Below are 14,302 nucleotides of genomic sequence, written 5' to 3'. Positions count from 1 at the left end.
TTTAAAACATTAAAAAAGGCAAATCTGTATTTTTACAAATTTGCCTTTTTATTTTTTATTGTTGAATAAAACGTTTAGTCTTCAATTATTCCGGCTTTGCGTTCTCTTCTTCTGTGATTTTAAATTTCTTAGAAACAATCATGATGACAACCCCTGCAATCATAAAAGGAATGGAAAGAACCTGACCCGTATTCAGACCACCAATCTGGATAAATTCATCTCCTTGTGGCTCTTTAAGGAATTCAACAAAGAATCTGATTGCCCAAAGAATGATGAAGAACAGACCAAATAACCATCCTTGCTGATATTTTTTATTTGTCTTTCTGTACAATATCCATAATAGAATGAATAACAAAACATATCCTACGGCTTCAAATAACTGACTTGGATAACGCGGTACAGTAAGACCATACTCACTGCTTTGTTGTGGGAAAAGCAACGCAAACGGAGAATTCGGGTCCGCTGGTTTACCAACGATTTCAGAATTGAAAAAGTTCCCCATTCTTACAAATGCTCCTCCTAAAGCAACAACAATACCCAATCTGTCATATACCCAGAATGGATTTTTTCTGATGATTTTAAATGAATAATAAAGTGTGGTGAAAATCAAGGCAATCGTAGCTCCATGGCTTGCCAGCCCTGAAAATCCAGTGAATTTAAAACCATTTTTTGTACTTATCGGTAGGAATACACTCCAGAAATCCTCTTTGAATAATTCCGGCTGATAAAAGATAACATGTCCTAATCTTGCTCCAAGAATTGTCCCGATCAATGTCCATGTGAATAGAGGTTCAAGGTATTTCTGGTTGACATTGTCAATCTTAAAGATTCTAGTCATTAAAATATATCCGAAACCAAATGCAAAAACAAACATCAAACTGTAGAAGTGAAGTGTAAATGATCCAATGTGAATACCTTTTGAAGGATCCCAGATTTTAAATGAAGTTTTAAGTTCTACTTTATCAGAATCAGTGATAGGTTTTACAGATTTTACTGCATACTTGAAAGTGGTGATATTTTCTTTGGTAACACCAGTATCAATCAGTTTAAAGTTTTTATCAAAAAACTGGTACTTTGAATCCTTATACTTTGCTAAAGTGGAAGCGCCATAATTGTAATAAGCAGGTTCAAAATTAGATTCATTAAGAATGACAACAAAAGACTGGTTCTTGTCTGATTCTCTGTCCGGAAACGCCGTAAGGTCTCCCATCTCCGTAGTTGAATAAATTTTTACAGGAACATTGCTTCCATTGATATCTAAAGTTCCGTCAGATAAACCTCCAGGGTATTCCTGTGCAAAAAGAAGCTGCGTTGTGAACGCAAACAGCACAAGATAAATTCTGAAAAAGATAGTATTCATTTTTCTATTGATTTAATAGTTTGATTATTAACATTTATGTTTGGGTGGAACAGGGTCGTAACCACTTCCTCCCCATGGGTGACATCTTAAAATTCTTTTAAATCCCAGCCAGAAACCTTTAAAAACACCATGCACCTGCAGAGACTCAATCATATAATGAGAACAGGTAGGTTCGTAACGGCAGTTTTTGGGAAGTAAGGGCGAGATGAACCATTGGTAAAATTTGATCAAAATTACCAGCGGAAATGTAATGATTTTATTGAATGTAAGTTTCAAAACAATGCAAAAATAGGGTAAAAAAATGAAAATTAGTTTAAATTTGTTATAAGTTTCGGAGATCAGAAATCCGAAACATTGATCTTAAAAAATAGAATTAGTTTGAATCAAAATATTCCATTAGCTGAAAAATTAAGACCTAAAACCCTGAATGATGTGTTGGGGCAGGAACACCTTACCGGCGATAAAGGAACAATCAGAAAAATGATTGAAAATAATACCTTGAATTCGTTGATTTTATGGGGACCTCCGGGAACAGGAAAAACTACGCTGGCTGAAATTATCTCAGAACAGTCGGGGAGAAAATTTTATAAGCTTTCTGCTGTTTCTTCCGGGGTAAAAGATGTGAGAGATGTGATTGAAGATGCAAAAAAGCAGAATCTGTTCTCCGGAAAATCGCCTATCTTATTTATTGACGAGATTCACAGGTTCAATAAGTCGCAGCAGGATTCATTATTGCATGCGGTAGAAAAAGGTTGGATTGTGTTGATTGGAGCGACTACTGAGAATCCAAGTTTTGAAGTAGTTTCAGCTTTGCTCTCAAGAAGTCAGGTTTATATTTTAAAGGCTTTGAGCTATGAAAAGTTGGAAGAATTAATTGATATTGCTTCGGAAAGATACAATAAAGATGAAGGAACGGATTTTAAAATCCTTGAAAAAGAAGCTTTTATTCAATATTCAGGTGGTGACGCCAGAAAATTGATTAATTCTGTAGAATTGGTTTTGAATCAATATAAAAATTCGGGTACAACGGAAATTATTAATTCTGATGTACTGGAAGTTCTTCAGGAGACGATGGCTTTGTATGATAAAAATGGAGAACAGCATTACGACATTATCTCAGCCTTTATCAAGTCCATGCGTGGAGGTGATCCTAATGGAGCGGTATATTGGCTGGCGAGAATGATTGCCGGGGGAGAAGATATTAAGTTTATCGCAAGGAGAATGCTTATTCTAGCTGCTGAGGATGTAGGTCTGGCTAATCCCAATGCTTTGGTAATAGCTAATAATTGTTTTCAGGCGATCAATGTGATCGGGAACCCTGAGGCAAGGATTATATTAAGTGAAACAGCGGTGTATCTTGCAGTTTCACCTAAAAGCAATTCTGCATATATGGCCATCAATGAGGCTCTGGCTTTGGTAAAACAGACGGGAAACCTGCCTGTGCCACTTCATTTAAGAAATGCTCCTACCAAACTGATGAAAGACTTGGATTATGGAAAAGAGTATAAGTATGCTCATTCTTATGAAGGAAACTTTGTAGAACAGGATTTTCTTCCGGAAGAAATCAGGAATGTGAAACTGTATGAGCCGGGAAATAACTCTACGGAAAAGAAGATTTACGAAGAGCTCAAGAAAAAATGGAACAATAAATACTAAAAATAAAAAAAGGATGCTGAAAAAACGGCATCCTTTTTTATGTTATTAATTACTCGGTCGTGTAAATAAATAATGTTTTCTTACCGTTGTAATCTTTTGTTTCTGTTCTTTTCTTGATTTCAGGATAGATCACAATACTTGTATCTGCAAATTCATATCCTTCAATAAATACAGGATTATCTGCCGGAATATTATATTGTACATTAATGGAAGATAATGGCATTCTGTCTAATATATTTTCTCCATTTTTAAACTTATATTCAGTTACGCCTTTTGTAAAAACAGAACTGTATTTTTTTAAGCTTTGGGGAAGACTGGCTGAAGTATTGTATATCTTTGAAACCTGCAATACGTTCTTTTTGGTATTGAACAATTCTACCGTCCCAATGGCATTGTCAGCCACTGCAAACTTCACCGCAGGATTTTTTTGCTGAGCAAATAAAGTAGCAGAAGATAGGAGTAAAAAAGAATAGAGTAATTTTTTCATAATCAGAATATGTAACTGTTAAAAACGTGATAAATATAGTTATTTTTTATAAAATTTGAATAAAATCTTAAATTGTTTTAAATTTTATTTAGAAATAAAAACTTTTACCCTGATTGTCAGTCGGTGCTTTCTTCTTTTTTATCTTTTTTGTCCACCATATTTCTGATCATATTTTTCAGGCGTTGAAAAGTGAAAGAGCTTAATAATAAAATAATTCCGAGAACAATAAAGGCGCTGATTCTTGAAATGTTATCCATTTGCCATACATCATACCCATAAAGTTTTAATACCATCAGGCCTATCAATGCGAAGCCAATCTTGTTATATTCCTGGATATTCTTTTTCAAGCCGTTATAAATAAATATACTGGCAAGAATTGTCCATATAATAGGAAGATAAAGAATATTGAAATGTTCACTTGCTTTATAGGAATGAGGAAGATCATTTGAGGTGATTAAAATATAAGAATGGTGAAGTTCACAGCTTACAGAGATAATGAGTGCTAAAGACAGCATCCAGTAAGAAATCCGTTGCTTATGAAATTCTGAAGAAGGAATAATTCTATATCCTATATATATAAAAGGAATCCATTGAAGCAGATGTAGAAAATAAAAACTTAAATGGAGTTTTTTTGTTACAATAGCTGCTACAACTGGAAATGTAGAAGCAGATGTATTAATGATGATCAGGAATAAAAACAGATAAATCAGGATGTTTTGGATATCATTTCTGATGTTCAATGGTTTTCTGAGAAGTAATAAAGCAAAAATATAATAAATACTGAATAAAAGTCCTACGCTGGTAATAGCTTGCCAGGGCATTTCTGAAATATGGTACGTAATCTCAAGAAGAAAAGTAATGTAGATAACCCCGTAGCTGACCACTGTAATAAGATCTTCAAAAAAGTGATGATCTTTTCCATTGGATTCTTTGGAGGTATTCCTTAATAAATAAAGGTTAATTGTGATGGAGATGATGGTAAATAAACTGGTGATAAACGGAGTATTCAATATGATGCTGAAATCTTTTGTTCCAAAATATGCCGTCCAGGTTATAAGTTGAGCGATCATCACTAATGGAAACAGAATATAAAAGAAGATTTTGAAAATCCTATGGCCTGTTTTTTTCCAGATAAAAAGAAGAAGAGGAGTCTCTATAGCCCAGATACTGGTGGTGAGATGGGTTTTAAACTGAATAGCAATCGCAACGGTTATAAGGCTGGTAACAAGACCTGCAAATACAGAATAGGCAATTCCGAAATTTCTGCGGCTATATTCTCTGAACAGAAGAACGGTGTTTACGGCAGCAAAAATAAGTGGGAAAATAATTGGGGGTTCATATTGTAGGGTATCAAAAATGTAAAGCAGTCCCAGAATGCTCGAAAAATTAGCGAGAGCAAGTATTAAAATATCGGAGGTTGAAAGTATATTTCTTCTGAAGTAATCATGCAGGGCAAAGATGTAGAAAATCAGATAACTGATCAAATAAAAAGTAATGCTTAAAATCTCAGGGCTTTCATTGGTCCAAGAGAAGAGATATCCTGTGGTAAAAATATAAGCTGTCCATCCCACGCTTTTCCAGTGCTGCAGAAAAGAGGCTGCCAGCATTCCTGTATTTAAAAGAGTAATATAAATAAAAAGGAAAAGATAGTTGCTTTGTCCTGTACTGATCATCAGAGGAGCTGCAAAACCTCCTATCAGTGAAAAGATGATCAGTACTTCACTTTTATAATAATAGGATAAGATAATAGAAGCTGCAGTTATGAGTGCAGTTATGATAAAAGCTGTATTTTGGGTAAACAAATGGTATTCACGGAAGGCAATGGTGGCTGTGAAATATAAAACGGCAATTCCACCTCCGGTAATAATAGAAGAAAAAGCCTGGTAATTTTTTCTGAAAAAATGTCCGGTTATAATGATTCCTGCTCCGGTACAAAAACCAATTCCCGCTCTTGCTGCTTCACCAATCCAGTTTTTGTCAATAGCGTATTTTACAAAATAACCAATTCCGAGAACAAGAGTGAAAATACCAATAATGGTAAGTGTATTTTGTTTTAAAAAATCAAAAACAGGAGTAAGCCAGTCTTTTTGAGCAGGTGTAGAAATGTTTTCACTTTCTTCACTGTACTTTGCGTTTGTATGTTGAATCTGCTGAGGTTGCTCTTGCTGAGGGATGAATGTCTCTTCTGTTGAGGTTTTCTTATGAATTACTTCAGTCTGAGCCGGAGGAGTATTATTGATTTTATAATTAAGATCTGAAATCTCCTTTTCCAATTTTCTGATTTTGGTATTCAGATTATTGAAAATGATGAAGATAATGATAAAGATGATGGCCGCAACAAATTCATTCATTTCATTAGTTTTTATCAAATATAAAGAAATGTTTGATATGCTATTTAAAAAATTAACCCATCACGGTATAAGCGATGGGTTAAATGGTATAGATAACTAACAATATGTTTTTACTAGTTGGATACTTTGTAAATGTAGAAGGATGCGATACTGGATCCTAATAATCCTGCTGTAACAATACCGGAATCTACAATTCCAAAAGAGACTTTGTCGCCTGCCTGAAATGAATACAAAGAATTAATGCTGGAGTCAGAAAGTGTTAAGTTAACTGCTAATGCAAGGTTAATACCACTGAATGGGCGTGTGTCTATTAGAGTTGTTACTGCAGATCTGGTTCTTGCAATGGCGATACCAGGTGCTCCAGATAGTAAAGAAGCCTGTAAACCTGTTCCGTATCTGAATGCGAACCCAACAGCATATACTCCAGTGGATGGAATATTATAAGAACCGTCAGCATTTGTAAATAAAGTAGCAGTTCCTATAGTTCTGTCGGCTTGTACAAAGCTGACAGGTTGGAAATCAGACGGTAAAACACCTAGGTTAAGAAGGGTTATACCTGTTGTTTTTTTTGCAGAATACACGGAAGTATTAGTTCCTGCAGCGGCCGTTAATAGAGCAGGGTCCATTGAAAAAACTTGTGTAGTTCCCTGATTAACTGCTAAAATTTGATACCCAGGTAGTGCTGTAGCTGCAGGAGTATCACGAACTTTCATAGTTCCGTTAACGTCTAAGGTTGCGGATGGGGTTGCTGTATTGATACCTACTTGCGAGAATAATGGTAACGTCGCGCATGCTAACATTAAGCTGTAAAGTTTAGTTTTCATGATCAAGATTTTAATTAGTTGCAAAGCAAATATACAATAAAAATTATACTCTACATTGTGATATTTTTATTTTTAATATTAATATGATGCAATATCTTTAAACATATGTTTATATTTTGATTTATATTATCACATAATTTAATTACGACTTATTATATTTGTTTTTAGTTTAATTCGTTGTTTGTCAGTGTCTTATTGAAAAATAATTCTCTCCATTGTGTGGGTTATTTTTTAATTAAACAGAAGGTGTTGTCATTATGGTAATTTATTGTAAAAGTTTTTTGGATTTTGTGTTTTTTATAGTGTAAATAAAAAAAACACTGCTTTAATGGCAGTGTTTTTTACAGATTTATTGTTTTTTTTCTAGCTTTCCAGGAGAAATTCTTTGTAATTCCCAAGAAAATCTACATTTGCGTGGATTGATTCAAGCTCTTTTAGTGCATTTTCATGTAAGACTTCTTTCCATGGTCCTTCAACATTGATAAAGAAGAAATAATTTCCCAGTCCTGTTTTTAATGTTCTGGATTCAATCTTGCTGAGATTCATTTTTCTCCATGCAAAAACAGATAATACCTGATGTAATCCACCGGGATGATCTTCGGGAAGAGTGATCAGCATACCTGATTTTTCTCCCAGTGTTTCCAGTTTATCATTTTGATATTTGTTCTGTTCTTTAGAAATGATGATAAATCGGGTGTGGTTCTGTTCGAAATCCTGAATATTACGATTCACGATTTTCAAACCGTATAAATTGGCTGCAAACTGATTGGCTACCGCAGCAATAGGAGTATCCGGATTCTCAGAAACAAACTTGGCAGCGGCTGCAGTTGAGGAAAAGTCCTGTTTTGGAATTTCTTTATAATGGGAATCCAGAAAATGAAAGCTCTGTGCAAGGGCTTGCGGATGTGAATATATTCTTTCAATATTCTCAATAGAATTTTCCGGATGAATCATCAGATGATGGGCAATAGGCATTACTGCTTCTGCTTCAATTTTAATAGACGGAGTTTTATACAAATAATCCAGCGTCATAGAGACGGTTCCTTCAATAGAGTTTTCCAAAGGTACTACTGCTTTTACTACCTCTCCGTTTTCAACGGCATTAAAACAATCCAGAATGCTGGCTTGTGGTACTATTTCGTCATCAGGGAAAAGCTGTGCTGCAGCAAGCTGGGTGAAACTGGCATGAGGTCCCAAAAATGCAATCTTCATAATATAGTATATAAGGGATGGTTAAATAAGGGTACAAAGGTGCGAATTAATTCATAAATAGAATACGTATTGTGGGGTGTTTTGTTACGGATGAGAGTTGCTGGTTTATTTTGTTGCTGGTTTCTTTTGTTATTAGTTAAGTAGAGATAAATATATCTTAATTGCATTAAAACATTCACCTTTCACTTGCGAAGCAAAATTCACCATTGACATCCAATACTCCTGCATTAATATTTCACAGAGTAATTTCTCTAATTCCTGCAACCTACAATCTATTTCTTCCAGTTCTTTTCAATCAACTCCATCAGGAAATCCGGGCACTTGATCACTTTATTGGTTTTTGCGTCGAGAAAGAATAGAGTAGTGGAAGCTTCTGTTATTTTAGTATGCTCTTCATTGTAAATTTCATACTCAAATTCAATTCTTACCCCTGGAATTTTTTTTACATAAGTATGAATTTCTAATTTTTGATCATATAAAGCAGGTCGGATATATTTAATTTTATAGTCTGAAACCGGCAGCCAAATTCCTTGGTTTTCAATTTCATCGTATGAAATTCCTATGCTTCTGAAGAGTTCAACTCTCGCTACTTCGAAGTACGTTGCATAGTTTCCATAGTATACATATTTCATCGGGTCTGTCTCTGCGTAACGTACTCGTATTGAGTGTGTTGTGTGTATCATTTTACGGGTTAAATTATACATACAAATATATTTTTAAATAATCAATACCTGCAATATTTTTTTTTGAAAAGAAAATATTGGACCTTTGTCTTCCTTCTAAACACAGTACAAACAAAGAATAATCGGGGCTTAAAAAATGGATGACAATTTAATGATGATATGGCAGAAATGCCTTCAGTTTATGCGCGATAACCTGAACGCTGCTGAAGACAATTCTGACCTAAAAAAACTTGAAAAATCTTTCGATATGCTATTCGACAAGGTTCAGCCGCTTTCATTGGTGGCTAATAACCTCACGTTGATCGTACCGAGCGATTTTTACAAGGAATATATAGAGGACAATTACCTGTCCTTACTTTCTGCTGCCCTGAAGAAAAATATTGGAAAAGGAGTGAAATTATGGTATTCTGTGATGGAAAACAGACCAAAAGGTGAAGAGAAACCAGTTACCATGAACATCAAGGGACAAAGTGTTCCTACTCCAAAAACACAGGAAACAATGCCACAAGGTTTTTCTGCTAATATTGTAAATCCGTTTGTAGTTCCTGGAATTAGAAAAGTAAACATAGATTCTAACCTGAAGCCTGACTACTCATTTGATAGTTATGTAGAAGGAGAAAGCAATAAATTTGCAGCCACTGTAGCCAGATCCATTGCAAAAAGACCTGGAGCAACTGCTTTCAACCCCTTATTTTTATATGGAGGTTATGGAGTTGGGAAAACCCACTTAGGTCAGGCTGTTGGTCTTGAAGTAAAAAATCAGTTTCCTGATAAAGTAGTTCTTTATCTGTCTTCTGAAAAGTTTATCCAGCAGTTTATCTCTGCGGCTAAAGCTCATAAGCAGACTGAGTTTGCGAATTTCTATCAAATGGTAGATGTACTGATTATTGATGATATTCAGTTCTTATCTGGAAAATCTGCTACTCAGGACAGTTTCTTCCATATTTTTGATCACCTGCATCAGAATGGAAAACAGATTATCCTTACCTCAGATAAAGCACCTGCTGATATTATGGATATCCAGGACAGAATTGTTTCCCGTTTCAAATGGGGACTTTCTGCAGAAATCAAATCTCCGGATCTATCTACAAGAAGACAGATTATTGAAGATAAACTAAGCAGAGATGGAATTGTTCTTCCGGGAGATATGCTTGATTTCCTAGCTGCCGAAGCAAAAACGAATGTAAGAGAGCTTATCGGGGTTATCAACTCTGTGATTGCTTACTCTACAGTATATAAAAGAGATCTTAGTCTTGAGTTGCTTAAGGAAACGATCAACAGAATTGCGGCGAACCAGAAGAAGGTTATCAATATTCCTTACATTCAGGAAGTGGTTTGTGATTATTTTGGAATCAAAAAAGAACAGCTGCTTTCAAAAACAAGAAAAAGAGAGATTGCATTACCAAGACAGCTTGCCATGTACTTCTCCAAAGAATTTACCAATTCTACCTTTACTAAAATTGGTGAAGAAATGGGTGGAAAAGATCACTCTACAGTAATGTATGCTTGTGATACCATCAAGGACGTTTCTAAAATTGATAAAGAAATCAAGAAATACGTAAAAGACCTTACTGAAAGAATCAAACAATAATTAAGGTTGAGCTTACATAAATTAAAATGAAGGATAGTTTTATTCTTCATTTTTTATTTAGTTTTGTCGTGAGAAAAGACTCTTTTTAAATACACGGGATATGAAAATATTAATGGTTTGTCTGGGGAATATATGCAGAAGCCCCTTGGCGGAAGGAATTATGAAAGCAAAACTACCGGAGCATTATACGGTGGATTCTGCCGGAACTATTTCAATGCATGAAGGTGAACATCCTGATAAAAGAGCCATTAAAACAGCTGCTAATCATCATATTGATATATCCGGACAAAGATCAAGACCTATCACCAGAAGAGACTTTGAAACCTTTGATAAAATCTACTGTATGGATATTGACGTATTGGAAGATGTAGTTTCTAAAACTAAAAATGAAGAAGAACGTCAGAAAGTATCTTTGTTTTTAGAAGTATTGGGAGACCACAAAAATGCTGAGGTTCCGGATCCTTATTGGGGAGATATGAAAGATTTTGAAAAGGTTTTCCAGCTTTTGGATAAAGGATGCAACGCAATCATAAACCAAATATCAAAATAATAACCATGAAAAAACTGCTGTTACTGTTTGTTTTTAGCTGTGGTTTGTCTTTCGCTCAAACCAAAGATGAAACAGAAATCCGTAAAGTTATGGATGACTTTATGGGATGTATTAAATCCAGAGACGAAGCCAGATATCTTTCTTTATTCCAGGAACCTGTGCTTTGGACCGGCATATACAAAGACCGAACACAGGCTAAGCGTCTGGAGAAAAATCCTAAGGCTGATTACTATTTTGCAGATGATTATAAAGCTTTTATCAAGAGTTTTAAAGATGATAAATCTGAAGAAAAATTTGACAATATTAAGATTGTGGAAGATGGAGCAATAGCTTCTGCCAATTTCGATTACAGTTTTTGGTATGATGGTAAAATGGAAAACTGGGGAAAGGAGATCTGGACATTAATGAAGATCAATGGAACCTGGAAAATCACCTCCGTTACCTTTTCTATGGATTTGACAAAATACTTCCTTCAACCTACATTAAACGAAAGAACTAAAAAATAATACAATGCTTTTTTTACTCCCAGCTTATTTATCTGAAAATACTTCTATCAATCATTTTTCGCCTGTTCTGAAGGATTATATCATGCAGACAGATTATTTCTTTGTGGAAAATGAGAAAACAGCGCGAAAGGTTGTGAAATTTTTTGCTCCTGAAAAAAAACAGGCCGATCTGAAGTTGTTCTTATTGGATAAATACACTGAAAATGCAGATATCAAGGAAGCTCAGGAGCTGATGATGAAAGGGCAGGACTTTGGATTACTGTCGGAAGCCGGATTGCCTTGTATTGCAGATCCCGGAAACCTGATTGTAAAATGGTGTCATGAGAAAAACATCAGAGTGATCCCAATTTCAGGGCCTTCATCCATTATTCTGGCTTTAATTTCCAGTGGTTTTAATGGTCAGGAATTTACTTTTCATGGTTATCTGCCAATTGATAAAGGAGAGAAAAAGAAACAGATTATGAATCTTGAGAGCCTTGTTCAGAAAACCGGATATTCACAGATTTTCATGGAAACTCCTTACAGAAATAACCAGCTTTTTGAAGATTTATGTAAGTTTTTATCGCCTAATACAAAACTTTGTATTGCTGCCAATATCAACGATCCGGAATATGAATTCATCAAGACAAAAACCATAAAAGACTGGCAAAAACAAAAGCCGGAACTTCATAAAATTCCTGCAGTATTTGTACTTGGGAAATAAATATGATTCCTTTTGAAGATAATTTTAGGATTTTTAAAATTTACTGGCTGAGAGAATGATCAATTCTCTCATTTTTTTTAGTAGTTTTTAGTAATTGCATACAAATCATATAATTGTCAGTGTTTTGTATTTCATTGTCCCTCTATGCTCTATTTAATATTGATTCATATGAAAAATATTTCAACAAAATGTGATTAATTGTTTAATTTTTTGTACTTTTATGTTTTGACATGTTGTAATTATATGTTAATAATATGTTATGAATTATTATTTTATGTTTTAATTTGAAGTATTGGCTAATTTGTGTTATTTAATTCGGTTTTTATTGAAAATTTTATAATTTAAATTATTTAATGAATTTAAACTAATAGCTCTTTCATTTCTTTAGTTATCTGGAGTGCAATGGTTTGAAAAATTAGCTTTTAGAAAATTGATCTTATAAAATCAACACCAAAATATTAAAATATGATGACACGTAAATTTTTTCTTCCGGTATTGCTGATGATGGCGATACTGGTACCTTCTCTAATTCATTTATCTGCACATGGATATGTAATGAGCCCTGCCTCAAGAGGCTATCAGGGAAGTCTGGATAAGGCTACCCTCGGTTATTCTGCAGCATTTAGCATCTATGGATCTATCATTAATGAACCTGGGTCCCTGGAAGCCCCAAAAGGCTTTCCTGCATTAGGGCCGGCAGACGGAAAGATTGCTTCTGCTAACGGAAGTATAGGGGGAGACACCACATTGGATATCCAAACTGCTGACCGATGGAAGAAAACCAATATCACCACCGGAGTGAACGCTTTTATCTGGAAATATCTGGCTTACCATGCCACTGCGAAATGGCATTATTATATGACAAAGCAGGGCTGGAATCCCAATCAGCCGCTTTCCCGTCAGGATCTTGAACTTATAGGTACAATTACGCATAATGGAACACCACCACAGGACAATGTTTCTCATCAGATTACAGTTCCTGCTAACCGTACTGGTTATCATATTATTTTAGCGGTCTGGGATGTTGCAGATACCACCAATGCATTCTATAATGTAATTGATGTTAACGTCACCTCCGGAACAGGAGTTTCTGCACCCGCTACTCCAACAGGATTAACACAAGTAGGAGTAACAAGCTCTTCTGCTAAAATAAGCTGGAATCCACAATCAGATGCAGTATCCTATAACGTTTTTCGTAATGGTCAAAATATTCAGCAGGTAGGTACACCTACTTTTCAGGATATGGGCTTAGCTGCCAATACAATTTACACCTATGAAATACAGGCGAAAGGTTCTTCAGGGCTCACATCAGGAAAAAGCGCGCCACTCAATGTAAAAACGAATAGTGAAGGCGCTCTCGAAAAACCTACAGCACCATCAAACCTCCACTCAATGGAAGTTACTGAAAATTCAGTTTCATTGATGTGGATGGCTTCTACTCATTCGCAGGGAATCAAGAATTATCAAATCTTTGAAAATGGAATCAAGGTAGGAGAGACTGTGCAAACAAGCTTTTTACGAACAGGATTAGCACAAGATACAGAATATCGGTACATTGTTAAATCGGTTGCCATGAACGATCAGCTATCTGATGCCAGCAATGAATTAAAAATCAGAACTAAGAAAGTTACACCGGGAAATGGACAGTCTTATTGTGGAGCAGAGCAATATAACGCTGCCAATCCATATCCTACAGCCGGAGTGAAAGTTTTCTACTCGTGTAAAATCTGGAAAAACAAATGGTATGCGAATCCGGGAGAACTACCAGGAACCAATATGGTATGGGAAGAAGTAAGTACTTGTACCGAAGGCCCTGGTTGTGAATCCAGCGGTCCGGTTACGTATTGTGGCGCTCAGGAATATAATATGTCAAAAACGTATCCAACAACAGGAACAAAGATTTTCCATGCCTGCAAAATCTGGGAAAACAAATGGTATGCAAATCCGGGAGAAGCACCGGGAAGTAACGCTGTCTGGAAAGTGATAAGTGACTGTAATGAAGGGCAAAGTTGCAAAACATCGTCTTTTGCTAACAAAGAGAATGATCTTTCAATTATTGTATCGGAATATATGATCAATTTTGCACCAGAAACTTATTATGGTAAAATAAGCAGAGTAGATGTCATCACCCCTCAAGGACTTCAGATCATAACTTTCATGAATCCGGGGCATAATAATATGAATATAAGTCGACTTCAGTCTGGAATCTATTTTTTAAAGATTCAGTATAAAGATGGAAGCAGTATTACCAAATCCATAAGAAAGTAATTTTTTTAAAATATTTAACAGCTCTTAACAAGACTATTGCATTGTTATTGATTTTAAACAAGTACTGGAAACAGTATAAATTGTTGATAATGCAGTGAAAATCCGGGCATC

13 protein-coding genes are annotated in these 14,302 nt (G+C 35.2%); 6 read left to right on the top strand and 7 right to left on the bottom strand.

All coding sequences use genetic code 11. From position 1 onward, the window contains the following. Positions 1-85 precede the first annotated feature (85 nt). Together lgt and yidD are read right to left on the bottom strand one after the other, a co-directional pair. A complete protein-coding gene (gene lgt, locus REB14_RS21695; RefSeq protein WP_309523337.1) occupies positions 86-934 on the bottom strand; it encodes a prolipoprotein diacylglyceryl transferase in 849 nt (282 codons plus the stop codon). 453 nt (positions 935-1,387) lie between these two features. Beyond that, entirely contained in the window at positions 1,388-1,636 is a 249-nt protein-coding gene (gene yidD / locus REB14_RS21690; RefSeq protein ID WP_062670874.1) for a membrane protein insertion efficiency factor YidD, read from the bottom strand. Positions 1,637-1,738: 102 nt separating this feature from the next. Between yidD and REB14_RS21685 the strand changes: the two genes are divergently transcribed. Beyond that, a complete protein-coding gene (locus tag REB14_RS21685) occupies positions 1,739-3,016 on the top strand; it encodes a replication-associated recombination protein A (protein ID WP_079243887.1) in 1,278 nt (425 codons plus the stop codon). 49 nt (positions 3,017-3,065) lie between these two features. On the opposite strand, the gene REB14_RS21680 is transcribed toward REB14_RS21685, so the two are convergent. The 5 genes from REB14_RS21680 to REB14_RS21660 form a co-directional block, all read right to left on the bottom strand. Next, on the bottom strand, positions 3,066-3,503 hold the full coding sequence (locus REB14_RS21680) for a hypothetical protein (protein ID WP_079241137.1): 438 nt from the start codon (positions 3,501-3,503) through the stop codon (positions 3,066-3,068). 116 nt (positions 3,504-3,619) lie between these two features. Next, a complete protein-coding gene (locus REB14_RS21675) occupies positions 3,620-5,854 on the bottom strand; it encodes a DUF2339 domain-containing protein (protein ID WP_309523277.1) in 2,235 nt (744 codons plus the stop codon). A gap of 113 nt (positions 5,855-5,967) precedes the next feature. Next, complete coding sequence (locus REB14_RS21670) at positions 5,968-6,678, bottom strand: hypothetical protein (protein ID WP_079241139.1); 711 nt, start codon at positions 6,676-6,678, stop codon at positions 5,968-5,970. A gap of 363 nt (positions 6,679-7,041) precedes the next feature. Continuing rightward, positions 7,042-7,890 (bottom strand): prephenate dehydratase, encoded by an 849-nt coding sequence (pheA, locus tag REB14_RS21665; RefSeq protein WP_309523276.1) that lies wholly within the window; start codon positions 7,888-7,890, stop codon positions 7,042-7,044. A gap of 272 nt (positions 7,891-8,162) precedes the next feature. After that, entirely contained in the window at positions 8,163-8,573 is a 411-nt protein-coding gene (locus REB14_RS21660) for an acyl-CoA thioesterase (RefSeq protein WP_079241141.1), read from the bottom strand. Between the two features lie 136 nt (positions 8,574-8,709). Between REB14_RS21660 and dnaA the strand changes: the two genes are divergently transcribed. The 5 genes from dnaA (at position 8,710) to REB14_RS21635 (ending at position 14,191) form a co-directional block, all read left to right on the top strand. Further along, positions 8,710-10,164, top strand: a complete 1,455-nt coding sequence (dnaA, locus tag REB14_RS21655) for a chromosomal replication initiator protein DnaA (RefSeq protein ID WP_002980474.1) — start codon at positions 8,710-8,712, stop codon at positions 10,162-10,164. Between the two features lie 100 nt (positions 10,165-10,264). After that, complete coding sequence (locus REB14_RS21650) at positions 10,265-10,714, top strand: low molecular weight protein-tyrosine-phosphatase (protein ID WP_309523275.1); 450 nt, start codon at positions 10,265-10,267, stop codon at positions 10,712-10,714. A 5-nt stretch (positions 10,715-10,719) separates the two neighbouring features. Beyond that, positions 10,720-11,220: a Cif family virulence factor gene (locus REB14_RS21645; RefSeq protein ID WP_309523274.1), complete on the top strand. Its 501-nt coding sequence runs from the start codon at positions 10,720-10,722 to the stop codon at positions 11,218-11,220. A 4-nt stretch (positions 11,221-11,224) separates the two neighbouring features. Next, complete coding sequence (locus REB14_RS21640) at positions 11,225-11,923, top strand: SAM-dependent methyltransferase (protein WP_079241143.1); 699 nt, start codon at positions 11,225-11,227, stop codon at positions 11,921-11,923. A gap of 465 nt (positions 11,924-12,388) precedes the next feature. Then, positions 12,389-14,191 carry a lytic polysaccharide monooxygenase gene (locus tag REB14_RS21635; RefSeq protein ID WP_309523273.1) on the top strand — a complete coding sequence of 601 codons (1,803 nt, stop codon included), beginning with the start codon at positions 12,389-12,391 and terminating at the stop codon, positions 14,189-14,191. The last annotated feature ends 111 nt before the right edge of the window (positions 14,192-14,302 follow it).

It is taken from the genome of Chryseobacterium metallicongregator (assembly GCF_031324065.1).
Lineage (GTDB): Bacteria > Bacteroidota > Bacteroidia > Flavobacteriales > Weeksellaceae > Chryseobacterium > Chryseobacterium metallicongregator.
The sequence above is the reverse complement of the archived record's forward strand: the minus strand, read 5'-3'. Positions and strand labels throughout refer to the sequence as shown.

Coding starts and splice junctions, on each gene's coding strand:
- REB14_RS21675 (WP_309523277.1), bottom strand. CDS start 5,854: ATGAATGAATTTGTTGCGGCCATCATCTTTATCATTATCTTCATCATT.
- REB14_RS21645 (WP_309523274.1), top strand. CDS start 10,720: ATGAAAAAACTGCTGTTACTGTTTGTTTTTAGCTGTGGTTTGTCTTTC.
- REB14_RS21640 (WP_079241143.1), top strand. CDS start 11,225: ATGCTTTTTTTACTCCCAGCTTATTTATCTGAAAATACTTCTATCAAT.
- REB14_RS21670 (WP_079241139.1), bottom strand. CDS start 6,678: ATGAAAACTAAACTTTACAGCTTAATGTTAGCATGCGCGACGTTACCA.
- REB14_RS21635 (WP_309523273.1), top strand. CDS start 12,389: ATGATGACACGTAAATTTTTTCTTCCGGTATTGCTGATGATGGCGATA.
- REB14_RS21660 (WP_079241141.1), bottom strand. CDS start 8,573: ATGATACACACAACACACTCAATACGAGTACGTTACGCAGAGACAGAC.
- REB14_RS21680 (WP_079241137.1), bottom strand. CDS start 3,503: ATGAAAAAATTACTCTATTCTTTTTTACTCCTATCTTCTGCTACTTTA.
- pheA (WP_309523276.1), bottom strand. CDS start 7,890: ATGAAGATTGCATTTTTGGGACCTCATGCCAGTTTCACCCAGCTTGCT.
- REB14_RS21650 (WP_309523275.1), top strand. CDS start 10,265: ATGAAAATATTAATGGTTTGTCTGGGGAATATATGCAGAAGCCCCTTG.
- dnaA (WP_002980474.1), top strand. CDS start 8,710: ATGGATGACAATTTAATGATGATATGGCAGAAATGCCTTCAGTTTATG.